Source organism: Priestia sp. SRI_019 (assembly GCF_057586255.1).
Genome location: NZ_JBYCZN010000001.1, coordinates 788960 through 814926, shown reverse-complemented (window position 1 = coordinate 814926; position 25967 = coordinate 788960). Strand labels below are relative to the sequence as shown.

23 protein-coding genes and 1 riboswitch are annotated in these 25967 nt (G+C 38.2%); of the genes, 6 read left to right on the top strand and 17 right to left on the bottom strand.

Translation table 11 applies throughout. The annotated features are described in order from the left end of the window. Positions 1 to 12: 12 nt before the first annotated feature. From AC2YJL_RS04140 to yneA, 8 genes are all read right to left on the bottom strand, one after another. On the bottom strand, positions 13 to 1818 hold the full coding sequence (locus tag AC2YJL_RS04140) for an ABC transporter ATP-binding protein (RefSeq protein ID WP_487374632.1): 1806 nt from the start codon (positions 1816 to 1818) through the stop codon (positions 13 to 15). Continuing rightward, complete coding sequence (locus AC2YJL_RS04135) at positions 1808 to 3571, bottom strand: ABC transporter transmembrane domain-containing protein (RefSeq protein WP_195696019.1); 1764 nt, start codon at positions 3569 to 3571, stop codon at positions 1808 to 1810. The genes AC2YJL_RS04140 and AC2YJL_RS04135 overlap by 11 nt, the downstream gene beginning before the upstream one ends. A gap of 90 nt (positions 3572 to 3661) precedes the next feature. Beyond that, positions 3662 to 3874, bottom strand: a complete 213-nt coding sequence (locus AC2YJL_RS04130; protein WP_013058772.1) for a YneF family protein — start codon at positions 3872 to 3874, stop codon at positions 3662 to 3664. A gap of 90 nt (positions 3875 to 3964) precedes the next feature. Then, positions 3965 to 4405: a sporulation inhibitor of replication protein SirA gene (sirA, locus tag AC2YJL_RS04125; RefSeq protein WP_013084721.1), complete on the bottom strand. Its 441-nt coding sequence runs from the start codon at positions 4403 to 4405 to the stop codon at positions 3965 to 3967. 149 nt (positions 4406 to 4554) lie between these two features. Next, positions 4555 to 6561 carry a transketolase gene (gene tkt / locus AC2YJL_RS04120; RefSeq protein WP_013058774.1) on the bottom strand — a complete coding sequence of 669 codons (2007 nt, stop codon included), beginning with the start codon at positions 6559 to 6561 and terminating at the stop codon, positions 4555 to 4557. Between the two features lie 167 nt (positions 6562 to 6728). Continuing rightward, entirely contained in the window at positions 6729 to 6959 is a 231-nt protein-coding gene (locus tag AC2YJL_RS04115) for a DUF896 domain-containing protein (RefSeq protein WP_013058775.1), read from the bottom strand. Between the two features lie 69 nt (positions 6960 to 7028). Continuing rightward, positions 7029 to 7697, bottom strand: a complete 669-nt coding sequence (locus tag AC2YJL_RS04110; protein WP_369361633.1) for a YneB family resolvase-like protein — start codon at positions 7695 to 7697, stop codon at positions 7029 to 7031. A gap of 53 nt (positions 7698 to 7750) precedes the next feature. Then, positions 7751 to 8080: a cell division suppressor protein YneA gene (yneA, locus tag AC2YJL_RS04105; protein ID WP_369361615.1), complete on the bottom strand. Its 330-nt coding sequence runs from the start codon at positions 8078 to 8080 to the stop codon at positions 7751 to 7753. Positions 8081 to 8226: 146 nt separating this feature from the next. On the opposite strand from yneA, the gene lexA reads away from it, so the two are divergent. The 5 genes from lexA (at position 8227) to AC2YJL_RS04080 (ending at position 13874) form a co-directional block, all read left to right on the top strand. Beyond that, entirely contained in the window at positions 8227 to 8844 is a 618-nt protein-coding gene (gene lexA, locus AC2YJL_RS04100) for a transcriptional repressor LexA (protein WP_013058778.1), read from the top strand. A 212-nt stretch (positions 8845 to 9056) separates the two neighbouring features. Further along, positions 9057 to 10502 carry a magnesium transporter CorA family protein gene (locus tag AC2YJL_RS04095; protein WP_230933476.1) on the top strand — a complete coding sequence of 482 codons (1446 nt, stop codon included), beginning with the start codon at positions 9057 to 9059 and terminating at the stop codon, positions 10500 to 10502. Between the two features lie 479 nt (positions 10503 to 10981). Further along, positions 10982 to 12487, top strand: coding sequence for a glycosyltransferase family 39 protein (locus tag AC2YJL_RS04090; RefSeq protein ID WP_487374631.1), 1506 nt, complete (start codon positions 10982 to 10984; stop codon positions 12485 to 12487). 20 nt (positions 12488 to 12507) lie between these two features. Beyond that, positions 12508 to 12900, top strand: a complete 393-nt coding sequence (locus AC2YJL_RS04085; protein WP_195696014.1) for a GtrA family protein — start codon at positions 12508 to 12510, stop codon at positions 12898 to 12900. Beyond that, complete coding sequence (locus AC2YJL_RS04080; RefSeq protein WP_098901231.1) at positions 12897 to 13874, top strand: glycosyltransferase family 2 protein; 978 nt, start codon at positions 12897 to 12899, stop codon at positions 13872 to 13874. The genes AC2YJL_RS04085 and AC2YJL_RS04080 overlap by 4 nt, the downstream gene beginning before the upstream one ends. A 36-nt stretch (positions 13875 to 13910) precedes the next feature. Here the strand turns inward: AC2YJL_RS04080 and AC2YJL_RS04075 are convergent, their stop codons facing one another. The 7 genes from AC2YJL_RS04075 to hflX all read right to left on the bottom strand — a co-directional run bounded on the left by AC2YJL_RS04075 (position 13911) and on the right by hflX (position 23652). Continuing rightward, positions 13911 to 14888, bottom strand: a complete 978-nt coding sequence (locus tag AC2YJL_RS04075; protein ID WP_195696013.1) for a cation diffusion facilitator family transporter — start codon at positions 14886 to 14888, stop codon at positions 13911 to 13913. A gap of 109 nt (positions 14889 to 14997) precedes the next feature. Then, complete coding sequence (locus tag AC2YJL_RS04070) at positions 14998 to 16824, bottom strand: APC family permease (protein WP_230933478.1); 1827 nt, start codon at positions 16822 to 16824, stop codon at positions 14998 to 15000. 162 nt (positions 16825 to 16986) lie between these two features. After that, positions 16987 to 17127, bottom strand: a riboswitch (cyclic di-AMP (ydaO/yuaA leader). A 191-nt stretch (positions 17128 to 17318) separates the two neighbouring features. Continuing rightward, on the bottom strand, positions 17319 to 18365 hold the full coding sequence (locus AC2YJL_RS04065) for an N-acetylmuramoyl-L-alanine amidase (RefSeq protein ID WP_195696011.1): 1047 nt from the start codon (positions 18363 to 18365) through the stop codon (positions 17319 to 17321). A gap of 731 nt (positions 18366 to 19096) precedes the next feature. Beyond that, a complete protein-coding gene (glnA, locus tag AC2YJL_RS04060; protein ID WP_013084732.1) occupies positions 19097 to 20431 on the bottom strand; it encodes a type I glutamate--ammonia ligase in 1335 nt (444 codons plus the stop codon). Between the two features lie 83 nt (positions 20432 to 20514). Continuing rightward, the gene (locus AC2YJL_RS04055) at positions 20515 to 20922 is read right to left on the bottom strand and encodes a MerR family transcriptional regulator (protein WP_013058786.1); all 408 of its coding nucleotides are present in this window, start codon (positions 20920 to 20922) and stop codon (positions 20515 to 20517) included. Positions 20923 to 21112: 190 nt separating this feature from the next. Continuing rightward, a complete protein-coding gene (locus AC2YJL_RS04050) occupies positions 21113 to 22375 on the bottom strand; it encodes a methionine gamma-lyase family protein (RefSeq protein ID WP_230933736.1) in 1263 nt (420 codons plus the stop codon). Positions 22376 to 22389: 14 nt separating this feature from the next. Beyond that, positions 22390 to 23652, bottom strand: a complete 1263-nt coding sequence (gene hflX, locus AC2YJL_RS04045) for a GTPase HflX (RefSeq protein WP_016765352.1) — start codon at positions 23650 to 23652, stop codon at positions 22390 to 22392. Positions 23653 to 23929: 277 nt separating this feature from the next. On the opposite strand from hflX, the gene AC2YJL_RS04040 reads away from it, so the two are divergent. Then, positions 23930 to 24541, top strand: a complete 612-nt coding sequence (locus tag AC2YJL_RS04040) for a trimeric intracellular cation channel family protein (protein ID WP_013084735.1) — start codon at positions 23930 to 23932, stop codon at positions 24539 to 24541. Positions 24542 to 24574: 33 nt separating this feature from the next. On the opposite strand, the gene spoVK is transcribed toward AC2YJL_RS04040, so the two are convergent. Beyond that, on the bottom strand, positions 24575 to 25531 hold the full coding sequence (spoVK, locus tag AC2YJL_RS04035; protein WP_016765353.1) for a stage V sporulation protein K: 957 nt from the start codon (positions 25529 to 25531) through the stop codon (positions 24575 to 24577). A gap of 187 nt (positions 25532 to 25718) precedes the next feature. Next, positions 25719 to 25943 (bottom strand): RNA chaperone Hfq, encoded by a 225-nt coding sequence (gene hfq, locus AC2YJL_RS04030; protein ID WP_013058791.1) that lies wholly within the window; start codon positions 25941 to 25943, stop codon positions 25719 to 25721. Positions 25944 to 25967: the final 24 nt, after the last annotated feature.

Sequence of the window (25967 nt, the reverse complement as noted above, 5' to 3'; positions counted from 1 at the left end):
CTTTTTTTGCCTTCACTCTATCAATTCTGTATAAGTCTCTTTTACTCCTGTTTCTTTGCTGAAATTCTCCTCTTTTTCACTGTGCTGAAGCTGATACATATTATAGTACAAATCGCCTTTGTTTAGCAGTTCAGTATGTGTGCCTTTTTCGACGATTTTTCCTTTATGCAGTACTAAAATACAGTCGGCGTGTTGAATAGTGGATAAACGATGGGCAATCGCAATTGTTGTACGGCCTTTTCCCATATCTCTTAACACTTCTTGAATCGCTTCTTCTGTTTCTGTATCAATGTGTGCTGTTGCTTCATCAAGAATAAGGATTTTAGGATTCCGGATGACCGTTCTTGCAAATGCTAAGAGCTGACGCTGGCCGCTTGATAAAGTGGAACCTCTTTCGACTAGCACTTCATTATACTTATTAGGAAGTGCTTCGATAAATGCGTGAGCTTGCACAAATTCCGCCGCTGCTTTTACTTGTTCATCAGAAAAATGGTCTTCGTGCAGCGTAATATTTCGTTTTACGGTATCTGCAAATAAAAAGGCATCTTGAAGCACTAGCCCTACCTCATCTCGAAGCTGTTTATTTGAAAAAGACGATAGCAGTTTATTATCGATCAAAATGTCTCCTTTTTGCTGCTCATAAAAACGCATTAATAAATTAATGATGGAGCTTTTCCCGCTTCCCGTATGGCCTACTAAAGCCACTGTTTCTCCTTCATTTACCGTAAACGATATATCAGAAAGTACATCTCGAACACCATCATAGGAAAACGTTACGTTTCTGAATTCTACTGTTCCTTTTTGTACCCCCTGCTTTTGTTCTCCTGTCATGACTGGATTTTTTTCTTTTTCATCCATCACGTCAAATACCCGAGAGGCTGATACCATCGCTTGCTGATACATAGAAAGACGCTGCATCATTTCATTAACAGGCTCAAAAAAACGATCCAAGTAGTTGATAAACGCGTAAAGAACACCAATTTTAACAGGACTGTCAGCTACGGAAATACCAAAATAACTGAGCACAAGAATAACGGCTAAAATGTAAAGAATTTTGACTGCCGGCCTTAGCAGCAAACCATCCAACTTAATATTGCGCATCCCCGCTTTGTAATGTTCATCATTGATTTCTTCAAATTCCGAGCGCAGCCGCTTTTCTTGACGAAATAACTGAATAATAGACATGCCTTGCAAAGACTCATGAAGCTTGGCATTTAACTGGCTTAGTTTCTCTCGAAGCTGTCCGTAGTAAATAGCGCTGTAACGCTGATAAAGCTTCATAAGTCCCCAAATGAACGGGAGAAGAACTAAACAATAAAAAGCCAGCTTCACATCTAGCATAAACATGGCTATAAAAATACCGACCAAAAACACCCCATTTTGAATAAAAACCGCGATGACTTCCACAAACATTTCTTTCATGGCTTCCGTGTCATTTGTAATTCGAGATACCAGGCTTCCTGTGGGGGTGTTGTCAAAAAAGCGAAGAGCCAGGCGATGAACATGAGAAAAAACGTCAATTCGAATCTGCTGAATAATTTGAAGCGCAATTTTTTGGAACTGCAGAAGCTGAAAGTATTGAACGACAATTTTTAAAAGCTGTAAAAGCAAATAACTGCTTGCAAGCCACACAAGAGGCTGAAGAGGCAAATACTTAGGAGTTAAATAATCGTCAATGAAAATTTTAATCAAAATGGGCCCTAATAAATCCGCAGCCGTAGCAATTAATAATAGTGTGAACGCTAAAAAAAATGATTTTTTATGCGGAATTGTATAGCGAAACAGACGTTTATGTACCGAAGAATGCTCAATTTTCATTTTTCGTCTCTCCTTCTTCTACCGCACGTTCAAGCTGCTGTCTATCGTACATATCCTGGTACCAGCCGCTCACGCTAAGCAGCTCCTCATGAGTTCCTCGCTGAATAATTTTCCCTTTATCAAGTACAAGAATCAGGTCTGCATGAGTAACCGAGCTCAGCCGATGTGCTGTAATAATCGTTGTTCGATTTTGACGTTTCTGCTTCAGCGCTTGTAAAATACCCGCTTCCGTTTTTCCATCTACCGCTGATAGCGAGTCGTCTAAAATTAAAAGCTCAGGATCTAATAGAAGAGCTCTTGCAATCGAGATACGCTGTTTTTGTCCACCCGATAACGAAACGCCTTTTTCGCCTACTATTGTTTGATAGCCATCTGTAAAATCAAGGATGTCTCTATGTACATTGGCAACTTTAGCCGCTTCTTTAATCTCTTGATTGCTTGCTTCTCTTTTTCCAAAAGCGATATTATCAGCAACTGTTGTTGAAAACAAAAAGTGATCTTGAGGAACATATCCAAGGCTTTTGTACAATGAATCAAAAGCATAGTCTTTAATATCTTTTCCTCCCCATAAAACAGCTCCGTCTCTTACATCAAATTCACGAAGCAGCAGCTTCAAAAGCGTGGTCTTCCCAGCACCCGTCTTTCCGACAATACCTAACGTTTGACCGCGAGAAAGTGTAAAGTAAATGTCGTTTAACGTATATTCGTCTTCTTTACCATACGAAAACCTATGAATAACAGCTTCAATATTTCCTGTTGGCATTTCAACACTAGGATGCGCTGCTTCTTCAATCGAATTTTCTTCTTTTAATAAAGAAAATACCCTGTCATATGATGCTCTTCCACGTTCCACAATGTTAAATAGCCAGCCAAACGCGAGCATCGGCCAAATAAGAAGACCCAAATAAGTTGTAAAGGTAACAAGCTGCCCCAGTGTTAACTCTTCACTAATAACCATCTTGCTGCCAAAAATAAGAGCAAGTAAAAAAGAAAGTGCTACAATAATCGAAATGGTCGGATCAAACAATGCATCTACTCGGGCTACTTTCATGTTCTTTTGGACAACATCTGCAGACTTGATGCGAAATTCTTCGACATCAGCTGCTTCTTCCCCAAACGTCTTAATGACTTTAATTCCGCTAATGCTTTCTTGAACCTTATCATTTAAAGTAGAAAATGCTGCTTGTGCGTGATGAAACCGCGCATGAAGCAATGTACCATAGTAACTTGTTAAAACGGCCATAAGCGGCATAGGAATAAGGCAAATAAGCGTTAATTTCCAGCTGATTGTGAGGGCCATTGTGCATAGAACAAGCCCTCCTGTGACAATGGAATCCACGAGTGTCAAAACGCCCGAACCTGCAGTTTGTTGAATAGCTTGAATATCGTTTGTTGCATGGGCCATCAAATCCCCAATTCGCCGGCGTTGATAAAAGGCCTGATTCATCTTGGTAAAATGAGTGTAGAGGGTATTTCTCAGCTGCTTGGCTAGTTTAACAGATGAACCAAATATCATAATACGCCATATGTATCTCGTGAAATAGGCCACAACAGCAGCTCCTAGCAAAATGCAAACCATCTGCATTAAGCGCTTTCCATTCAGCGTCCCTTCTTTAATGCCATCTACCGTTAAACCAATAATTTTAGGCGGGAGAAGTTCTAATGCTGCCACGATCATGAGCAGCGCTACCCCCGTTATGTAAGACTTTTTTTCCTGTTTGAAAAACCACCATAACTCTCGAAAAATTTTCATTGTATCCCCCTAGCCCCACAACCATTTTCTTATCTCTATCATAAAACAAAAGACACCCTTCTGAATAGAGAGTGTCTGTCCAATTAACCATTATTTAATTTGGCCGTTCATTGCTTTCATCATTTGGTTAATTTTTTTCTGCGATGGTTTCATGCCCATTTGCATCATCATCATTTTTAACATTTGTTCATTAATTGGTGGATTTTTCTTCAGATAGCTCATCATATACTTACGAGCAATGAAAAATCCTAGCGCTATCCCAACAATTAATGCTAGAACACCAACTAGAATATACATTCCCATGGTATTACTTCCTCCTTCGTGTTGTCTAACTTACAGTGTACTAGACCATACGCTATTATACAATATTTCCGTTCCAATTTCCTTAAATAATTACACAAATTTTCTTGTTTTCACAGGCCTCAGCCAGCCGTATTCATCCGTTCCATAATTCACTGCTAAAAAACAAGGATCTAGCTTGCGTAATACTTCAAAAAAAGCTGTCTCAGCATCAACATTGCCATCTCCTTCAATTGTTATACAGCGATTCGTTAATTTTATAGATGCTCGACTTTTTTTATGAGGATATTCCAGCACAAACGTCTCTTGATGAGTAAAAAAATGAGGATAATGAGAAAACGCCTGAAGCAATTCTCGTTGAATAAATGAAATGGGCAGTTGGCGAGTAATGTAATGAACTTGTTTTTGTAAGTGCGTTTCCTGCAAGTGACGTTTCATTCTATATTCAATCAGCAGCTGATAAATGAGCTTTTCTCTTCGAAAATAGGATGATGCAACTTCTTCCTCCATTAAATATACTTCATACGTTCTCACGATTCATCCTCCCTTTCGGCTCGTTCTTTTTTGTACCATTATACCGAATGGTGTACGCAATGCTTGTCTATCGATGAAAAAATTCCTTTGTTTTTTTGTCGAAAAAAAAGAGCAGACCACAGGAGTCTGCTCTTTCTTATGAAAAAGAATTATGCATTAAGCAAGCTTTTCACTTTTGCTACTACATTTTCAACTGTAAAACCAAATTCTTTCATGATTGTTTCACCAGGAGCAGATGCACCAAAGTGATTAATACCAAGAACTTGTCCTTCGTCTCCAACATAACGTTCCCAGCCAAGTGTAGAAGCCATTTCAATACCTAAACGTTTTTTCACTGATTTAGGGATAACACTTTCTTTGTACTCAGCAGATTGCTCTTCGAAACGATCCCATGCAGGCATACTTACTACAGATACGTCAATGCCTTCCGCAGCTAATGCTTTTTGTGCTTCTACTGCTAGGCTTACTTCAGAGCCTGTTGCAAGTATTAATGCATCCGCTTGGTCTTTACCAGCTTTAGATACAACATATGCACCTTTAGACACGCCTTCGTATGCATTTTCTTTTGTACCTTCAAGCGTTGGCAAGTTTTGACGAGTCAATACAAGCGCCGTTGGGCGGTCAGTTGACTCTAATGCTAAGCGCCATGCAGCAGCTGTTTCATTTGCATCTGCAGGACGAACCACTGAAAGACCTGGCATTGCACGAAGTGATGGCAATTGTTCAATTGGCTCATGTGTTGGGCCGTCTTCTCCAACTGCGATACTGTCATGTGTGAATACATATGTTACAGGAAGCTTCATTAAAGCTGCTAAGCGAATTGCTGGGCGAAGATAATCAGAGAATACAAAGAATGTTCCTCCGAATACTTTTACACCGCCGTGTAGAGCCATACCGTTTAATGCAGCTCCCATTGCAAATTCACGTACACCGAACCAGATATTACGTCCGCTGTAATCAGCTGCAGTGAAGTCTTCTGAACCTTTAATCATTGTTTTATTTGAGCCAGCTAAGTCAGCTGAACCGCCGAAGAATTGAGGTACAGCTTGTGCTACTGCGTTTAATACTTCTCCAGAAGAAGCACGGCTAGCTAAGCTTGAACCCGTTTCGTATGCTGGAAGCGTTTCTTCCCAGCCTTCCGGTAACTTTCCTTCTACTGCTAGTTCAAATTGACGACCTAGTTCAGGATATTTTTCTTTATACTGTGCAAATACATCGTTCCATTCGTTTTCTTTCTTTTGGCCATCTTCAGCAATTGTAGCTTTGAAGTGAGCATACACTTCTTCTGGCACATAGAAATCTTCTTCAAATGTCCATGCATAAGCTTCTTTTGTTAATTTTGTTTCATCGGAACCTAATGGAGAACCGTGCACGCCAGAAGTACCCGCGTGGTTTGGGGAACCAAATCCGATTGTTGTTTTTACTTCAATTAGCGTTGGGCGTGTTAAATCGCCTTTTGCTTCTTCAATTGCGTTTGCAATCGCTGTCAAGTCATTGCCGTCTTCAACGCGGATTACTTGCCATCCGTAAGCTTTGAAACGATCTTCTACGTTCTCAGAGAACGAGCGATCTAAATCTCCGTCTAAAGAAATATCATTTGAATCGTATAAAACAACTAAACGTCCTAATTTTAAGTGTGCCGCTAATGAAGCTGCTTCAGCAGATACACCTTCCATTAAGTCTCCGTCACCACAAATACCATACGTAAAGTGGTCTACAATTTCTAAACCTTCTTTGTTGTATGTTTCAGCTAAATGACGTTCTGCCATTGCTTTACCAACAGCCATTGCAATACCTTGTCCTAGTGGACCAGTTGTTGCATCAACACCTGCTGTATGACCGAACTCTGGATGACCTGGTGTTTTACTTCCCCATTGACGGAAGTTTTTAAGGTCTTCAATTGATAAGTCATATCCAGCTAAATGAAGCAAGCTGTATAATAGTGCCGATCCATGTCCTGCTGATAATACAAAGCGGTCACGGTTGAACCAGTTTGGATTCTTTGGATTGATGTTCATGAATTTTGTCCACAATGTATATGCCATTGGAGCAGCTCCCATTGGCATACCTGGGTGACCTGAATTTGCTTTTTCAATCGCATCGATTGATAAAGTACGAATTGTTGCAATCGAAAGATCTTCAATACGTTGTGTCATACTCTTCATTCCTTTCAAAACTATGTACATATGTTATCATACTAATGATTTGCTTATTTGTACAATACTTGAACCAAAAAAATTTCCACTTTTACAGTTTTTGTGCCCCTTATTAAAAATATACAAAAAACTAGAGGGAACACTCCCTCTAGTTTTACTAGAACGTCTTAGTGAAGACGCTTCTTTTTACTCTCTTTTAACTTCTTAGGCGTAACATCTTTACCTTCTTCGTCCACAACTTTAATCGTATGAAGGTGATTTGTCATAGATTGTCGGAAAACTTTTAAATATTCCTGACGTAGCTCTTGCTGTTCTTTCGCTTCAGATTCTGTCAGCCCTTCAGCCTTTGCCTTTTTTGAAAGAGCATTAATACGAGCAAGTTTATCTTTTGATAGCATATAAAACCTATCTCCTTATAATCAATAATTAAAATTACCGAACCGCTCCGGCAACATGTAGTCATCTTACTAAATCTCTTTCGTTTTATCAAGAGATTGAGCACTCTCTTGGTACTCTTGATAGCGGCGATGTACCGTCGCTTTTGAAATATTATAACCAAAACCTTTTAGCGTAACTGAAATTTCAGCAAAGGTTAAGCCGTTATGACGAAGGCGGACAATTTCTTCAATCGGCGCTTCTTTTTTTTCTCTTCCCGAGTTAACTCCTTGATTTTTTAAATTTTTCTGCGGACGATAACCGTTTTCTACGGCTCTTTTCATTCCTCTTTTAATTTTAGCATTATGTAATTTCCGCTGATGCTCTTCCACTAAGCTAATAATATCTAACACCATTGAATCAGATTCTGAAAGCTGAAGCTGACCTTGATGACTAATCGTATAGATGGTAGCATTTTCTTTATGAAAAGCATGAAGCAGCGCAATTCGGGCATTTCCTCTGCCTAATCGTGTTTCGTCTTGAATGAGCAGCACGGATATTTTCTCTTCTTTCATTGTATGAAGAACATCCAAAATACCCTCTCTGTCTACATCATATCCGCTTGCTTTTTCCATCACGACTTTTTTCACCTCTAGATGATGAAGATTAGCAAGCTTTTTTAATTCTTCTTGCTGGCGCTGTAAAGATGTTTCTTGGGTTTTTTTATCCGTACTGACACGGCAATAAATAATGGCGTCCACTTTTATCACGACCTTTTCGGCTTCTAACAATATTCAGGAACGGCCGTTACACACTACTGTTCAATTGCCACTTGATTATGTAACTCATTTTTTAAAACAGGAATATATAATTTATCTCCAGGAGATAAAGACTGGGCAGTATCTGAGTTTAAATCATTAACGTCTTCAACCCATTTGACAAATTCATTGGTGGTCAAATGATGGTGATTATGATACTTGTTGGACAAGTCCCAAAGCGTATCTCCTTTTGTAATAGTAACCGTTGAATATTTGTCTAAATCTACTTTATCCGCTCCTAAAACCAGCGTCAATACATATGTAAGTGCAGCGATAACTGCAAAAAAAATAGCGTAATGTTTCATAGAATGTAAGAATTGTTGCATATTATGATCCCCCTATCAGAATATATGTTCTTATTTTATTGAGAACATTTGTTTCTGTCAATGGAATTCTTCGAACTTATGTTTGTATATTGACACACCACGTGGTATAATTCACCTAAAGAATAGCTAAAATCGAGGTGAAAAATATGAAGCTATCAAAACGTCAACAAGACATACTAGATTTTATTAAGCACGAAGTAAAATTAAAAGGCTATCCGCCTTCTGTTCGCGAGATTGGGGAAGCGGTAGGATTAGCCTCTAGCTCCACTGTACACGGGCATTTAGCTCGTTTAGAAAGCAAAGGGTTAATTCGCAGAGATCCAACAAAACCAAGAGCAATCGAAGTTCTTCAGCTAGATGAAGTAAACATCCCTAAAAGCAATGTCATTAATGTTCCTGTCATCGGTAAAGTAACAGCGGGTCTTCCTATAACAGCCGTTGAAAATGTGGAAGAATATTTCCCTCTTCCAGATAAATTCGTTTCTCCAGATGATCATGTATTTATGCTTGAAATTATGGGAGAAAGTATGATTGAAGCTGGTATTCTAGATGGCGATATGGTAATCGTACGTCAGCAGCAAACAGCTAATAATGGAGATATTGTGGTCGCTATGACCGAGGACAACGAAGCAACGGTAAAACGTTTCTTTAAAGAAGAAAATTTCGTTCGTTTACAGCCTGAAAATTCAACGATGGCGCCTATTATTCTTCGCCACGTAACGATTTTAGGAAAAGTAACTGGTGTATATCGCACGATTCACTAATCAGACACTGTATGTAAAACCAACTAATCATGATGTTAGTTGGTTTTTTTTACGTTTGTTTTCTAAAAAAATTGGCATATTATAAATGATACGTTGAATCACCGCAGGCAGGTAGAACGGTTTTTGTAAAGCTTGTTTCACCTTTTACTTTCTATCTGCATTTCCGCGACTCTTACAAGGAAATACAACCGACCATAAGAAGGATGTAGTTTATGACCAATACACCAAGGAAAACAGAACCATTTCAAACCATTGTACCTACCAAAGCAATGAACATGTTTCTTTTTCCTTTTTCCTTTGATCGAAAAAATAAAGAGCAGCTTGTTCATGCACTGAAAGAAAATTTGTTCGATTTTTTTTCCATTCAAAACAAACATTTAGAAAAAGAATACTACGGAGAACAGTATTACGTATCTCATGATAGCCTGGATCAATATTTTCTTCCTTACATTGAATGTATTCTATTCCCTGACTCGTGCGAAAAAGAAGGGCTGCTTCGATTTTCAAAAAAAATAGACCATACCATTACGTTACACACTTCCTCCACCACCGTGTCTAGCAACGTGCTGTCTGTGGATGTTTTTTTATGTCCTTTTGAAATTGGCGTCATGACCATTCGCACTGAGATGAGCCATAATCATTACACCTATGATGATATTTTAGAATTCATGAATCATTTTCGTGTATTAGAACCGAAGCTTGCTGAAGAGCACGGATCCACCATTACCTATGAACATCATCGCTATAGCAAAGTGCAAGATTATATTTTTTCACAGCTTGCGCCATTTTTGAACGAACACATCAAGAAAGAAGCCACGCGTGAACAGCACGTTGGGAGCCTTCCTTATTTTATCGATGAACGGATGTTTGTGTTAAGTTATGTAACGGTAAATCAAGAGCAAGAAATTAATTCCACAACTTTATTTCGTACTGGGCAGCTAAATAGCTATACGCCTGACGGGAAAGCGTTTATTTCTGCACACAATCATGAGTATATTAAAACGTATAATACTAAACACGTGTATGAAAGGTGGGCTCCTGAAACCTATTACGTCATAACAGACCATGTGTTTTCATGTATTTCTAAATCGACAGACTCTAAAACGGATCAGCTTTTGATGAATCATCTATTTGGCCAGCATTACTATAATTTATTTTTACATTTTTTCTATAAAATCGTGTTGCTAAAACTATCTTATGAGTATTCTCAGCTCACGTTTCATAAAAATTCAGAGGGCATTGAACGACTAATCCGCTCTATTACCGTATTTTCAGGTAAATATTTATTTTTAGAAATTAGCTCGCGCACAGAAGGTCAAGAGTTTTCTGAGCTTTTTAAAAAAATCTTTCACATCAATTCTCTTTATCAAGAAGTCAAAGAAACCCTTGGCACTTTGTACCAAAATCAAGAGAAAATCGCAGCCAAACGTCACAATTACTTATTATTAATTTTAACGATTTATACGGTTCTTTCCGGTATTTACGGAATGAATTTAGTTATTAGCAAACTAAAGGGAAACATCAATTGGGATAGCATGAAGCAGTTTTCTATCTTTGAATATATCGCTTTAATAGTAGCTCTATCAGGAATTCTGATCAGCATTAGTCTCGGAGTGAGTTCCCTATGGAATTTATTAAAAGATCGGTTTAAAACATAAAAGCTGTTCGCATCAGAAAACACATGATAAAAAAGAAGAGATTGAGACATAACTAAATCAAGCGAATCTATAGGAGAACAAATGGAATAAATAAGCTAGTAGGGATTGCTTGTTACACCGCAGTTGATTTCCGTGCAAGACTTCGCTTTCCGCGGGAGTCTTCGTCTTGCCCTCCAATCAACTGCTGGAAGGAACTAAACAAATGAAACTACGTTCACCATAACGAACCACTAATCAAACATGGTGATTAATGGTTCGTTTTTCACTTCGACTAAAATCCTTTTTTCTCAACCTCTTTTATCTATTACTAAATCACTGCCTACTCCGCTTACCCTTTTATCAAACGTTATGCCGCTGTTGTAATTTCAGAACAGTCTAATATTATACTCTATAAGAAAAATATATACAAAATAATAAAATATGGTATCATAGGGTAGGAATTTTGTACCTTATCTTTGAAATAATTTGCAGGAGGTAATATGCTTAACTCATTTTTATCCAAAAGCCTGATCTTTTTATGTGTCATTATTCTCACGTGGTCTCTATGGGGCAGTTATAATGCGATGACAAATTCATTGGAATTAAAGGGCTTGGCTTTAAGTAATTCATTTATTATTGAAGGAATATTTATCACTTTCCTTGTCATTTTTCTAATAGCTATTGCAAGTAGATACATGAACAAAACTGTTTTTTTTATTTCACTGATCGTTTTGACCTTAGGTATTCGACTAGCATGGATGCTTTCTGTTCAAACGCCTGTAAAATCTGACTTTCTTGTCATGTTAGATGCCGCGCGTAATATCGCAAAAGGAAATTATGACTTTAACCAAAGCGTTTATTTTACTACATGGGTATATCAGCTAGGCTTTTCATTCTATGAATCTGTTATTATTCGCTGTTTTGGAGATAATATTTTTATATTAAAATTGTTAAATATTTTTTATTCCACTGGCACCGTTATTTTTATTTATTTAATTGGCGCAAAAGTATTTAATGAACTTGCTGGGAGAATGGCAGCTTTTCTATATGCGTTCTACATTCCGAACATTCTCTATAGCTCAGTGTTAACTAACCAGCATTTAGCTACTTTTTTATTTTATACAGCTTTTTACCTTATTATAAAAAGATATGCTCATAACAAGTTTAGCTGGCTTTATATTGGCCTTCTATTGTCGTTAGGAAATTTAATGCGCCCTCTAGGACCCATTATTATCGTCGCTGTTTTCATTTATTTCATCTTGCAAATTCTTCAACCTTACATTAAAACGAAGAATGCTGCTGAGTTAAAAGCTCGTCGAAAGAAAATAGGAAAAAACCTCGTAGGCATACTGGCTACTTTTTTTATTGCAAATGCGCTGATCAACTATTCTTTTGTAGCCAGCGGTATTTCTAAATATCCTTTAAGTAACAGAGATCCTTTATGGAAGTTCGTCATTGGCTTTAATTATGAAACAAGCGGTTCTTATTCTTCAGAGGATGCTAGTCGTTTTATGGGTATGCCAATTGGAGAAAAACGAGCTGAAGCAGAAAAAGAGGTAATTAAAGAACGGGTAGCAGATAAAGAGCAGCTTTTAGATCTCTTTCACATTAAATTCCTAAATATGTGGGGCGGAACGGATGCATCTACATTTTGGAGCATTTCATTAACTCCTCAAGAAGATGTACCTTTTAATAAAGAGAAATTAATTAGTGCTGCTCAAAGTTATGAAAGAATCATTTATGTTTCAACTACTATTCTTTCCATTATTGTCCTTATATGTTTATTCCTGAGGAAGCAGGATAAATATCCGTATACACTGTTTTTATTACTAATCATAGGATACGTTCTTATTCACTTGCTTATTGAAATTCAAACTCGCTATCGATTCTTTATTTTTCCAAGCTTTATGCTGCTCGAAGGATTTGGTATTTCAGTGATTCTATCCTATTTAATAGTACGATTTACTAAAAATGAACCCAAGACAAAATGTGAAGAGATAAATTAAATAGAAGGGATTATACAACCGTGATAAAATTCCTGAAATTCGGATTTGTAGGGATAATGAATACCCTGCTCACTATTATCAGTTACTTAGCACTCATTCATTTTGATATGAATTATATATTGGCTAACGTGCTATCTTATTTCATTGGCGTCATAAACAGCTACTATTGGAACAAATCGTGGGTGTTTCAAGCAACTGTACATAAATGGATGTTAGCTCAATTTTTCATCGTAAACCTTATTACTTTAGCAATTAATACAAGCTGCTTATTCCTTCTTGTACACTATACACCTGCTAATCCAATAATTGGACAACTGTTGTCTACTTGTATAGGAATGTTTATCAATTTTTTCCTTAATAAAATATGGACGTTTAAGCACACAAACCATCACTCGCTAGGAGGTAAAGCATGAGAGAACTAATTTCAATTGTGGTACCTATGTATTTTGAAGAAGAAGTAGCTAATGAATGCTACAATCGCTTGCTTTCCGTCATGCATAAAAATCATATTAACTATGAATTCATTTTCGTCAATGACGGCAGCACCGACCGAACAATTGAAATCTTGAAAGACGTAGCGGCTATGGATTCTAACGTAAAAGTTATTGATTTTGCTCGTAATTTCGGGCACCAAACTGCCGTAACAGCAGGCATTGATTATGCTCAAGGTGATGCTATCGTTATTATTGATGCGGACTTACAAGATCCGCCAGAAATGATTCCCGAATTAATTGCTAAATGGCAGCAAGGCTATGAAATTGTATATGCAAAGCGCAAGAAACGAAGCGGAGAGACCTTTTTTAAATTAGCCACGGCTAAGTATTTTTATCGCTTTTTAAATTATATGTCTGATATCGAAATCCCTAAAGACACGGGAGATTTTCGTATTATCGACCGAAAAGTAGCGGATGTATTCAAAAAAATGACTGAACGCAATCGTTTTGTACGAGGAATGATGTCTTGGATTGGCTTCAGGCAAACATATGTAGAATATGAGCGTGATGAACGCTTTGCTGGTGAAACAAAATATCCTTTAAAAAAGATGATCAAGTTTGCTTCAGATGGAATTATTGGGTTTTCAACGAAGCCTTTGCGTTTAGTAATGGTTATTGGCTTATTATCGGTTTTTGTATCACTTTTAGTTTTAAGTTATTCGATTGTTGTTTGGCTGATAGGGAAAAATATTCAGCCTGGCTGGACTTCCATTATGGTAGCTATCACCTTCTTTAGCGGTATTCAGCTACTTGGTTTAGGTCTAGTCGGACAATACATCGCAAGAATTTACGATGAAAGTAAAAATAGACCTATTTACGTTGTACGTGAAACCATTAACTTTTCGAAAGCTTCAACAGATTCTCCAAACGTACGTGAAAAAGTATATAGCTAAAAACAAGGAAGAAAACAGTTGTTTTCTTCCTTGTTTTTATTCTTTTTGAAGCTGTAAATCACTTGGCGCCCAGTCCGGAATTCCATCATCTTCATCAAATTCAATAATAACATCCGTTACTCCTTTTTCCTGTAAAATACGATTTTCCAGACGATCTTTAATATCATCAGCTTCGGCCACTGTTAAAGAAGGATCAATTTCTACTTTTAATTCAACGTGAAGCTCTTCTCCTTCTTTCATCACCATTAACGTTTGAATATCCCGCACTTGTACATCTTGCATGACAATCGCGGCAATTTTTATTTCCATTTCTTTATCTGCTTCACCAAGGGCTCCAGCAGCATTATCTAAAAATACTCGTCCTACTACGAAAAACATCATAAGCCCAATTAAAATAGAAGCAATTCCTTCAGCTTGGTGAAAAGGTGTAAACCGTGAAATGAAAACGGCTATTAACGCCAATACGCCTCCTCCAGTAGCTACCAGATCTTCCATAAAGACCAGCTTGGTTGCTGGCTTTGCTTTCTTTAAATGAACAAAGCTTTGCGTAAAAACATTGACCTCTGCGGTATTCATTCCGACATCGTGCAAAATTTCTTTCATTGCCTTAAATAAGACAAACATCTCAAGCAATACCGAGATGCCAAGTACTGTAATATTTAAAATAAAGCCTGAAGACTTCGTTGGATGAAGAATATGGTGATATCCTTCTTTAATCGTTTCAAACGCCATAATCCCTACTACAAGAACCGCTCCTAATAGAACAAGATTAACCAATCGGCCGAAACCATTTGGAAAGCGTTTGGTCGGGGCTTTTTTACTTAATGCCGAACCTATAAAGACAAAAAACTGATTAGCTGCATCTCCTAAGCTGTGCATCGTTTCAGCAAACATCGCTACATTCCCTGTTAAAGCGAAAGCAATTCCTTTAATAATGGAAATAATGGTATTCACTATAGCGGCCATCATGGCCGATTTATTTCCTTTTCGCAACAATTTAATTAATTCACTCATACAATCCCTCCGTTTGCGCCTTTGATGAGATTCGATTACGGTTAGTGTATGTGAATTTAAAAATTAAAAACCTCCAACATACAAGTTGGAGGTTTTTAGTCATGTTTCATTATTTTTTAAAACGGTACGGTACAGTTGTAACAATTACATTTTTACGGTAAAGCAAATGTGCTTTTAACAACAGACTGGACTGATTGTGAAGGATATTTTGCCAGCTTTTTTTCGTAATGAATTGCGGAATAACGACCGTAATAGCCATATTGTTTTCCCGCGCTTTTTCCTCGGCCATATCGATGAATCGAAACAGCGGCCGCACTAAGCTGCGGTATTGAGAATGAAACGTAACAATACGAATATCAGGCTGCCACTTCTCCCACTTCTCTTCCATTCTCTTTTCGCTTTCTCGATCAAAGGCCACGTGCACTGCAATAACGGTATCGCCAATCGTTCGTGCATAATTTAATGAATTTTCTACTACCTTTGTCATTCCTGCTACAGGAACAATGACCACATTTCCTTCAAGCTTTCCAATCTTTTCTCCTTGCTTAATGCGAAGCTGCTCTCCTACCGCTTCATAATGCGTATGAATGCGATGAAAAATATAGACAATAACCGGCAAGAAAATGAGCACGGACCATACTTGTGAAAACTTCGTTGTAAACAAAATGATTAGCACCGTTAAGGTAATGAGGGCCCCAATTAAGTTAATAGCTAGCTTCCCTTGCCAGCCGGCGGGCTTTTCTCTGACCCATTTGACAATCATCCCTGTTTGAGAAAGCGTAAATGGAATAAACACCCCGACTGCATAAAGAGGAATTAATTGTTCAGTCGCTCCTTTAAAAGCTACAATTAAGACAATAGAAGCAATTCCAAGGGTCACAATTCCATTTGAATAGCCTAATCGATCGCCACGAATTTGAAACATTCTTGGCATGTATTTATCAGACGATAAGTTGACAGCCAGCAAAGGGAAAGCTGAAAACCCCGTATTCGCCGCTAGCACTAGAATTAGAGCTGTTGTGCCTTGAATAAAATAATAAAATCCATTTCGTCCAAACACACTCGATGCAATTTGTGATACAACCGTTTCATCTGCTTTTGGAGAAATGCCAAGCCAATAAGCTAAAAACGTGATGCCAGAAAATAAAACGGCTAAAATACCGCCCATCAGCATTAATGTATGAACAGCATTTTTTGCACCTGGCTCTTTAAAGTTAGGCACTGCATTTGAAATGGCTTCTACACCTGTCAATGCCGAACAGCCTGACGAAAAAGCTTTTAATAATAAAAACAAACTAATACCTGGCACTACTGTACCGAGAGAGGGATGCAGCTCAGGTGAAACTTGACCTGTCGCTATTTTAAACAAGCCTACCGCTATTAACAAAATAAGAGCAATAACAAATAAATAAACCGGATAAGCTAATACAGAAGCGGATTCTGTTACACCACGTAAGTTTAAGACGGTAATAAAAATCACCAGCAAACACGCAATTACTACATTGTAATGATGCAGCGTTGGAAAAGCCGAAGTTAAAGCATCGGTTCCTGCTGAAACACTCACAGCAACTGTTAAAATATAATCTACCAACAGTGATCCCCCAGCGATAAGCCCGGGATTTTCTCCTAAATTGGTTTTGGAAACAATATAAGCTCCTCCGCCTTGCGGATACGCATAAATAATTTGACGGTATGAAAGAATTAAAGCCGTCAGCAGCACCAATACCCCAATCGCAATTGGAATCGAATACCAATAGGCAAGAACGCCGACTGTTGCAAGTACAATCAAAATTTGTTCTGTTCCATAAGCCACTGAAGATAAGGCATCTGATGATAAAATAGCCAGTGCTTTAAGCTTACTAAGCTTTTGATCGCCTAACTCTTTTGTTTTGAGCGGCTTTCCAATCAATAATCTTTTGAGAACTGAATAGTTCACGTAATTTCCCTCCGATGATCGCTTAGCTACTATTTACTGTCCATTGCTAAGCGCCGTTACAAGTTCATGAATAAGTGCTATTATTCCTAAAAAATACCTTTTTATGTTAAAAAAGCGCACAAAAAAAACACTAAGGGTTCTCAGCGTTTTTACACAGCTTAAACCTCCTCTCCAAAACGCTTATGGGGTTAGCTGTCGGATTCGGGCTATGAGAGTAGCCCTACCTTTAAAAAAGGATTCACCCCAAGTGACAATGCACAAATTTGGGTCCCCCACTTCTGACGAATTAAGCGATAACAGGTCAATATAATTTTCGGTTAAAGGGTATGATCAATAACATGTTTCTTTCATAACTATCCTTTGTTCTTAGATAATATACTCCCGTACAAATGGTTTGTAAAGCATTATTTTACGTAAACCATAAAATAGTACTTAAGGCGCTTTTAACAGCAAAACAAAAGGCCTTCTGCCCGCTTTCAGAAGACCTTTTTGCTTTAACTTTTTGCTTTTAAAACGGCTGCTAGCTTGTTTTTTGTTTGAGGACCATAAATGCCATCCACATCATAAGGAAGATACACAAGCTGAAAACGCCTTACTGCATCTTTCGTTTGAACTCCATATATTCCGTCTACTGATCCTACTTTAAAATTCACCGCGTTTAATGCTTTTTGGAGCTGCTTCACAGCTTCTCCAGAATCACCTTGTTTTAAAATTCCATTTGGAAGCGGATATTGTTCCGAAGGTGGAGTTGGTGACGGTGTTGGAGATGGGTTTGGTGAAGTCCCTGAAGGAATAACAATTGTTTTTCCAACCTGTAGTGTGAGAGGATCAGAAAGCCCTGTATTGGCTTCTTGAAGCGCTTGCACTGTTATGCTGTACTTCTGTGCAATACTGTAAAGCGTATCTCCTTGCTTGATCGTATACGTTTTTGTACCCGGTTCAGAAGGCGATGGATTCGGTGTTGGTGTTGGATTTGGGTTTGGAACTGCACGACGAGGTAAATTCAAATAGACGGCAATTCCTTTTGCATACGATTCACCCATACTTTTTAAAAAAGCTTCATTTTGAAGAAGTGCTGCATCTGTGCGGTTATCAATAAAGGCTATTTCAGTGAGTACTGCCGGCATATTTGTTAAGCGAAGCACCGCATAATTGGCTGATTTCCGACCGCGATTCGGATGATTATACGCCAGCAGCGCTGGCTGTACTTGGCCGTGGACAATCGATTGAAACGTTTTGCTGGCATTGCTAGCGCTTCTATAAACATAATCTTCGTACCCCGTTCCTCCACCAGCATTTACGTGAATAGACATAAATGCATCTGCGCCCCACGAATTAGCTTGAGAAGCGCGCTGAGATAACGATAAAAAAACATCTGTGGTACGAGTGGTTTTAATCGTAAAATCACTGTACGTGCTATTTAAATAGCTTATTAAATATTGTTGAATTTTTAAAACTAAGTTTTTTTCATACAGTCCGTTCGCTCCAACTGCTCCTGCATCTGCCCCACCATGTCCTGCGTCAAGATAGATTTTTTTCATATTACTTGTCCCTCCTTATTGCTAACATATGCATGAGGTCAATAAGTGCTACGTATACTAGCCTACTAAGTAGAAAATTACTAAAAAAAAGAACCGCTACTCAAAGGCAGCGGTTTATTCTGCGTTGTAGACAGAATATTAAATAAATAGGGATAGCTCTCAAGGAGTGACAGCTATATGCAGAGTGTTGATTCGTTGATTAAATGATAATAATTATCATTTTCATTTGAAGTATACACTAAAAGGAAAGTTTTGTCTATTCTATTATGAGAACGGGCCTATTTAAAAAGCAGAACGCCTATAACAATGAGAATAATCCAAATTGGAATGCTTATTAATATGCCTATTACTAAACCTTTAAAAAAATTTCCTTCTTGCATTTTCATTCCATTCCTCTCCAACAGTATTTTCTAATGACACTACGACTGGCTGAAAATTCTCTGAAGTTATACTGAAGTGCAGAGTGAACACATAAACAATCTCTCTATCTGTTATACACTACTTTTACATATAGATTCAATGAGACAAAAAGCTTATCCTTTTTAATTCATATAACCAAATTCTTTCCTGTATATAACAAAACAACAAAAAGCCTTCCGTAAATTGTACGACAGGCAGCTATACTTATTTTATGAACAGTTTAGTTCAATATTTAATATGCGCAATGTTATTCATTTTGAAAACAAAAAAGTCCGAGAGAACGTATAAACGATCTCTCGGACCTTTAAGAATTAATATTGGCTCATGTATTGGTCACGTTCCCAAGGATGAACTTGTGTACGGAACATATCCCATTCGATTTCTTTCGCTTCAACGAAGTGCTCTGCTAAGTGTTCACCTAATGCAGAAACCATAACTTCGTTTGATTGGAAGCTATCTAAAGCTTGAGCTAATGTTGCAGGTAAATCTACGATACCTTCTTCAACACGCTCTTCTTTTGTCATTACATAGATATTACGATCGATAGGTTTTGGAGCTTCAAGGTTGTTCTTGATTCCATCTAAACCAGCTTTTAATAGAACAGCCATTGCTAAATATGGATTAGCAGCTGGGTCTACGCTACGTACTTCAACACGAGTTCCTACGCCGCGAGAAGCTGGGATACGGATTAATGGGCTACGGTTACGAGCAGACCATGCAACATAACAAGGAGCCTCATATCCAGGCACTAGACGCTTATAAGAGTTTACAGTAGGATTTGTTACTGCTGTAAAGCTGTGTGCGTGCTTGATGATACCTGCGATAAATTGACGAGCAGTATCACTTAGCTCTAGATTACCGTTTTCATCATAAAATGCGTTTTGACCATCTTTAAATAATGAAACGTTACAGTGCATACCTGAACCATTCACACCAAATAATGGTTTTGGCATAAATGTAGCATGTAAGCCATGTTTACGTGCAATTGTTTTTACAACAAGTTTGAACGTTTGGATATCATCACAAGCTTTTAATGCAGCAGCATATTTGAAGTCAATCTCGTGTTGTCCAGGAGCTACCTCATGGTGAGATGCTTCAATTTCAAAGCCCATTTCTTCAAGCTCTAATACGATGTCACGACGGCAGTTTTCACCAAGGTCAGTTGGCGCTAAGTCGAAGTAGCCACCTTTATCATTTAATTCTAATGTAGGTTCGCCTTTTTCGTCTAATTTGAATAAGAAGAACTCTGGCTCAGGTCCAAGGTTAAAATCAGTAAATCCTAACTCTTCCATCTCTTTTAACACACGTTTTAAGTTATTACGTGGATCGCCATCAAACGGAGTTCTATCTGCATTGTAGATGTCACAAATAAAACGTGCTACTTTACCTTTTTCAGATGTCCAAGGGAAAATAACAAATGTATCAATGTCCGGGAATAGGTACATATCTGATTCTTCAATACGTACAAACCCTTCAATAGAAGAACCGTCAAACATCATTTTGTTGTCTAACGCTTTTTCTAATTGACTTACTGGAATTTCAACGTTTTTAATTGTTCCTAAAATGTCAGTGAACTGAAGACGAATATATTTTACATTCTCTTCTTGAACTTTGCGGAAAATATCTTCTTTTGTGTACTTTGCCATCGTGTGATCCTCCCCTAAATCTCTATATAATATTTATAATCTATACCCCTCATATACGAACGGCATAAATATTGATAACTTTATTAATGAAAGAACCTGGACATATCTCCTTGATTTAAAGTTGCTCGATTAAAACGGCCTGCTTGCATAAGTTCTGCACGAAGCATTTTTCGCAATTCATCATCCGTTAATTCTGGCTTTGCTGTTGCTGCCACAACTTTTTCTTCTTGCTTATGCCCTTTTTGCTCCTTTTGAAGATGAAACAGCTGTTTTACACCTGCTAAGTTTACACCTTGTTCAATAAGATCACGGATTTCAAGCAGCTTATCAACATCGTTAAATGAGAATAATCGTCGATTTCCCTCTGTTCTTACTGGTGCAACTAATTCATGTTCTTCATAGTAGCGAATTTGGCGAGCCGACAACTCAGTTAACTGCATCACAATTCCAATTGGGAAAAGTGGCGTATTTCTTCGAATGTTGTCACTCATTTCAGTTCCTCCTTTGGATTAACTATTTACATTGTATGCTATGTTAGTTCACCTGTCAACCGAATGTTAGTAATTCTAACATAAATTTTTCTGAACATTTCTTCTATACAAATAAATAGCACTTGGTTTATTTTTATAAGCCTATCTTTTCTTTCTTAGCGGGGAGAAAATAGTCTTTCTATCTTATATTTTATGAAAGTTCTTTCGTCAGCATTTGATCTACTGCCATACATATTGCTACTTTTACGTGAGCATATGTTAACCCGCCCTGCACGTAAGCGACATAAGGGGGCCTGATAGGTCCATCTGCCGTCAGCTCGAGGCTTGCTCCTTGTATAAACGTTCCAGCTGCCATAATCACATCATCTTCGTACCCTGGCATATAAGCAGGATAGGCCGTTACGTGTGAATTAATTGGCGAGGCGAATTGAATAGCCTGACAAAAAGAAACCATTTTATCACGGTCATCGAACTGCACGGATTGAATTAAATCCGTTCGTTCACTGTTCCACTTCGGCTCACTTTGCATCCCTAGCTCTTCGAACATAGCGGATGAGAAAACCGCTCCTTTTAATGCTTGACCGACTACGTGCGGCGCCAAGAAGAACCCTTGATACATTTCTTGTAAGCTATACAGCGTCGCTCCAGCTTCTGCACCGATTCCAGGAGTTGTCATTCGGTATGAACAAGCTTCCACTAGGTCTTTTCGTCCTGCAATATAACCGCCGATTTTAGCAAGGCCTCCACCGGGGTTCTTAATAAGCGACCCTGCCATCAAATCTGCTCCTACATGCGTTGGCTCGATTGTTTCTACAAATTCACCGTAGCAGTTATCGACAAATACTATAACGTCAGGCTTAATACTCTTTACAAAAGAAATCATTTCTTTTATTTGCGCGACTGTAAAAGAAGGGCGAATGCCGTAACCTTTTGAGCGCTGAATGCCTATCATCTTTGTGTGCTCATGAATAGACGCTTTCACTTCTTCAAAATCCACTTGACCTTGCGCTGTTAAATCTACTGATTTATAGCTAATATTATATTCTTTTAAAGAGCCTACGCCGCTTCCTCGTATACCAACAATTTCTTCAAGAGTGTCATAAGGCTTTCCAGTTATATATAATAGTTCATCTCCAGGACGCAGTACGCCAAACAGCGAAATGCCAATTGCGTGCGTACCTGAAATAATTTGCGGACGCACCAGGCAAGCTTCTGTTCCAAAAACATCCGCGTATACTTTCTCCAACGTATCGCGGCCTAGATCGTCATATCCATACCCCGTTGTCGGATTAAAATGTGAATCACTCACTCGATTTTGCTGAAAGCTTTGCAGCACCCGAAATTGATTTGCTTCAATGCGCTCGTCAATTTTCTCATGTACGGGCTTAATTTGTTTTTCTACTTTTGCAGCAAGTTCCCGAATGCGTGCCCCGTTTTTTAACTGATCAAACATCATTTCTTTGTTCCTCAACTTTCTTCAAGCGTTTGTAGCTTTTTGTAAAGGGGATGCTCTTTTGCAATATACCCTTTGCACTGATACTTCTCAGTTTCTTCATTGAATTTTAACGACTCAAGAATAGAGACCGTTTTGAGTTCAGCGAGCATTTTTCCTTCATAAGCCGGCAGCAGCACATGAAAAAATGCCATTTCTTTTTTCATTTCTTCTTGAATTCTTTCCCCAAGCTTCACTAAATCAGTAGCTTTAAAAGCGCTCATTGATAAAGATGTCGAAGCGGATGGGACAAATAGTTCATGCTGCATATCTTCTTTATTGTAAACTGTCAGCATCGGAATGTCCGTTACGTTCAGCTCTTCTAGTAAGCGATGCACTGTTTTTTCGTGGTTGTTGTAATCTGGATTAGATGAATCTACCACGTGCAGAACAAGGTCAGCTTCGGTTACTTCTTCAAGTGTTGAACGGAACGCGGCTACTAACGTTGTTGGAAGATCTTGAATAAATCCAACCGTATCCGTTAACAGAGCGGTTAGTCCTGACGGAAGCGTATACTGTCTTGTCGTTGGATCAAGAGTTGCAAACAGCTGATTTTCTTCAAAAATACCCGCCTCTGTTAAGCGGTTAAAGATCGTCGATTTACCAGCGTTCGTATAGCCCACAATTGCAATTTGATAGACATGATTACGCTTACGTCTTTCTCGATAACGTTCGCGGTGACTTACCACTGTCTTTAACTGACGCTTAATTTCATCAATTTTACGGCGAATATGTCTGCGGTCACTTTCAAGTTTCGTTTCACCAGGACCTCTTGTTCCAATTCCGCCTCCAAGACGTGACAAAGCGGTACCTTGTCCTACTAACCTAGGCAGCAGATAATTTAATTGAGCAAGTTCCACCTGCATTTTTCCTTCTCGCGTTTGAGCACGCTGTGCGAAGATATCCAAAATCAGCTGCGTACGGTCAATAACACGCGCAGATAATCCTGCTGACAAATTGCGGATTTGACTCGGTGACAATTCATCATTAAATACAATTAAATCAGGCTCTAACTCTTCTTCAAGAGCCACAAGTTCTTCTACTTTCCCTTTTCCAATATAAGTAGCTGGATGAATGCGATCGCGCTTTTGCGTTAACCTTACCAGTACTTCGCCTTTTGCAGTCTCAGTTAAAGATGCTAGCTCATCCATTGAATATTCAAAACGTTCGTCATCGTCATGAAGCTGACATCCGACTAAAATTACGCGTTCAAGTTCAGTATTCATTTCTGCTGTCAAAGATTTTTCCTTCCCTTACTATTAAATTGACAAATCATTCATATCATATCAAAAAAATGTCCATTTCTCCATCTTTGCAAAAGAGACAGAATACATTGTCTTTTACTAGTTTAACACCCTTTTTAAAATCTATAAAACGATGATTAAAAAAACATTGAAATATCACGAAATTCTGTATACAATTTGAATTGGTTTACTTATCGAAATTTGAATCAGGCTGCCTGATTTTAAAATACTAGTCGCTACTTGGTGAAAACAGAATAAAGGGGATAGCATCATGACTTGGGACGTACTTAGCATTATTGGAACGATTGCTTTTGCAATCAGCGGAGCTTTCATTGCCATGGAAGAGGAATATGATATTTTAGGCGTTTACATATTGGGAATCGTAACGGCTTTTGGCGGAGGAGCCATTCGAAACCTGCTTATCGGTGTACCCGTGTCTGCCCTTTGGGAACAAGGACTCTTTTTTCAGATTGCTTTATTATCTATTACTGCCACTTTTTTATTTCCAAACAATATCTTAAAACATTGGAAGCGATGGGGAAACTTTTCGGACGCCATCGGCCTTGCAGCATTCGCGATTCAAGGAGCGCTTTATGCCACTCATATGAACCATCCGCTTAGCGCGGTTATTGTAGCTGCGGTCTTAACAGGAAGCGGCGGCGGGATTATCCGAGATTTATTAGCACGCCGAAAGCCTACTGTTCTTAAAGATGAAATTTATGCGGTATGGGCGATTATCGCAGGATTTAGCGTAGGGCTACATATTACAAATACGCCTATAGAACTTTATACGTTATTTATCTTACTTGTAGGTCTTCGGATGTGTTCATATATTTACAAATGGCGCCTGCCGATCAAAACGATTCGACAACCAAATATGTAGAAAAAAAGCCTTTCGTGACGAAAGGCTTTTTTTCTACAGCTGAATATCGCTTGACGTTAAAGTTAGAAGCTCGTTGCGCTCAAAGCTTTCTTCTTCTAAAAGCCTCATGGATTGAGTACGTATGGAACGTTCGATAATGTTTCGCACATATCGACCGTTACTAAAATCCCTAGGCGTCTGATTGTACTTCACGTCCATGAAATGATCTTTTAGCTTTTTATAGGCCTCTGTACTAAACTGATACTGCCTGTCATTCATCATGTGACCGGCAATGTCCATCAGTTCATTTACATCATAATCCGGAAAATCAAAAATAAACGGAAACCTAGAGCGCAGCCCTGGATTAAGACTTAAAAAATTTTCCATTTCTCTTGGATAACCAGCTAAAATCAATACAAACTTATCATTTGAATCTTCCATATGTTTGACCAATGTATCAATCGCTTCTTTGCCAAAATCTTTTTCTCCCCCTCTTGCAAGAGAATAAGCCTCATCAATAAATAAAATACCTCCAAGCGCTTTTTTTACAAGATCTCTCGTTTTCTGAGCGGTATGGCCAATGTATTCTCCAACTAAATCTGCCCGCTCTGCTTCAATTAAATGTCCTTTAGACAAGATGTTCATATTCAAAAATAATTTACCTAACAGGCGGGCTACCGTCGTTTTCCCTGTTCCTGGATTTCCTTTAAACATCATATGCAGCGCCTGCTTTCCCGCTTTTAAGCCCTGTTCCTCTCTTTTTTTGTTAATATATAACCACGCATATATTTCTTTTATCATTTTTTTCAATTCTTCCATTCCAACCAGTCCGCTCATTTCTCGTTCAATTTCCCGAAGCGGCTCATGATTTATGACAGCTTTTTTGGCAGGACGCGGAATTGATGTCGTGTACGATTTTTCCTTTTTTGTTTCATTATTTAAAATGATATTAATTTGCCCATTATTTTTAAGAGTTATCGGCTGCTCCACCATGTTCACCTCTCGTTTCATCCCACTTCTCTGTATCGCATAGCTGCATGCGATGAACGATACGAAGACAATGATCTCTTATTACCGAAGAAATAATCGTCTATTATAAGGTTTATGTTCGATGAGTAAAAACAATGTTAAGAAACTTTTTTAAGCCTTTATTTGCATAAAAAAAGCATCCGAATATGCGGATGCTTCTCTTTAATCTCTATTCAAGTTCTACTGTAATATTTTTATTTGGTACAAATGTCGAAATCGCATGTTTATAAATCAGCTGCTGTTTTCCCTCAGATTCAATTAAGACAGTAAAGTTATCAAATCCTTTAATTAGTCCTCTTAATTGAAAACCATTTAAAAGAAATACCGTCACATAGATATTTTCTTTACGTAATTGATTTAAAAATTGGTCTTGAATATTAACTGATTGTTTCATTATTCGGCCTCCTCGTTTCTCTAT

Bases quoted from the DNA above. Each gene is read 5' to 3' on its own strand.
- AC2YJL_RS04095 (WP_230933476.1), top strand. From the start codon at position 9,057: ATGACCAATACACCAAGGAAAACAGAACCATTTCAAACCATTGTACCT.
- AC2YJL_RS04040 (WP_013084735.1), top strand. From the start codon at position 23,930: ATGACTTGGGACGTACTTAGCATTATTGGAACGATTGCTTTTGCAATC.
- AC2YJL_RS04090 (WP_487374631.1), top strand. From the start codon at position 10,982: ATGCTTAACTCATTTTTATCCAAAAGCCTGATCTTTTTATGTGTCATT.
- AC2YJL_RS04115 (WP_013058775.1), bottom strand. From the start codon at position 6,959: ATGCTATCAAAAGATAAACTTGCTCGTATTAATGCTCTTTCAAAAAAG.
- AC2YJL_RS04130 (WP_013058772.1), bottom strand. From the start codon at position 3,874: ATGGGAATGTATATTCTAGTTGGTGTTCTAGCATTAATTGTTGGGATA.
- tkt (WP_013058774.1), bottom strand. From the start codon at position 6,561: ATGACACAACGTATTGAAGATCTTTCGATTGCAACAATTCGTACTTTA.
- AC2YJL_RS04055 (WP_013058786.1), bottom strand. From the start codon at position 20,922: ATGAGTGACAACATTCGAAGAAATACGCCACTTTTCCCAATTGGAATT.
- AC2YJL_RS04065 (WP_195696011.1), bottom strand. From the start codon at position 18,365: ATGAAAAAAATCTATCTTGACGCAGGACATGGTGGGGCAGATGCAGGA.
- AC2YJL_RS04080 (WP_098901231.1), top strand. From the start codon at position 12,897: ATGAGAGAACTAATTTCAATTGTGGTACCTATGTATTTTGAAGAAGAA.
- AC2YJL_RS04075 (WP_195696013.1), bottom strand. From the start codon at position 14,888: ATGAGTGAATTAATTAAATTGTTGCGAAAAGGAAATAAATCGGCCATG.
- AC2YJL_RS04050 (WP_230933736.1), bottom strand. From the start codon at position 22,375: ATGTTTGATCAGTTAAAAAACGGGGCACGCATTCGGGAACTTGCTGCA.
- spoVK (WP_016765353.1), bottom strand. From the start codon at position 25,531: ATGAAACGAGAGGTGAACATGGTGGAGCAGCCGATAACTCTTAAAAAT.
- yneA (WP_369361615.1), bottom strand. From the start codon at position 8,080: ATGCAACAATTCTTACATTCTATGAAACATTACGCTATTTTTTTTGCA.
- glnA (WP_013084732.1), bottom strand. From the start codon at position 20,431: ATGGCAAAGTACACAAAAGAAGATATTTTCCGCAAAGTTCAAGAAGAG.
- AC2YJL_RS04135 (WP_195696019.1), bottom strand. From the start codon at position 3,571: ATGAAAATTTTTCGAGAGTTATGGTGGTTTTTCAAACAGGAAAAAAAG.
- AC2YJL_RS04140 (WP_487374632.1), bottom strand. From the start codon at position 1,818: ATGAAAATTGAGCATTCTTCGGTACATAAACGTCTGTTTCGCTATACA.
- lexA (WP_013058778.1), top strand. From the start codon at position 8,227: ATGAAGCTATCAAAACGTCAACAAGACATACTAGATTTTATTAAGCAC.
- hfq (WP_013058791.1), bottom strand. From the start codon at position 25,943: ATGAAACAATCAGTTAATATTCAAGACCAATTTTTAAATCAATTACGT.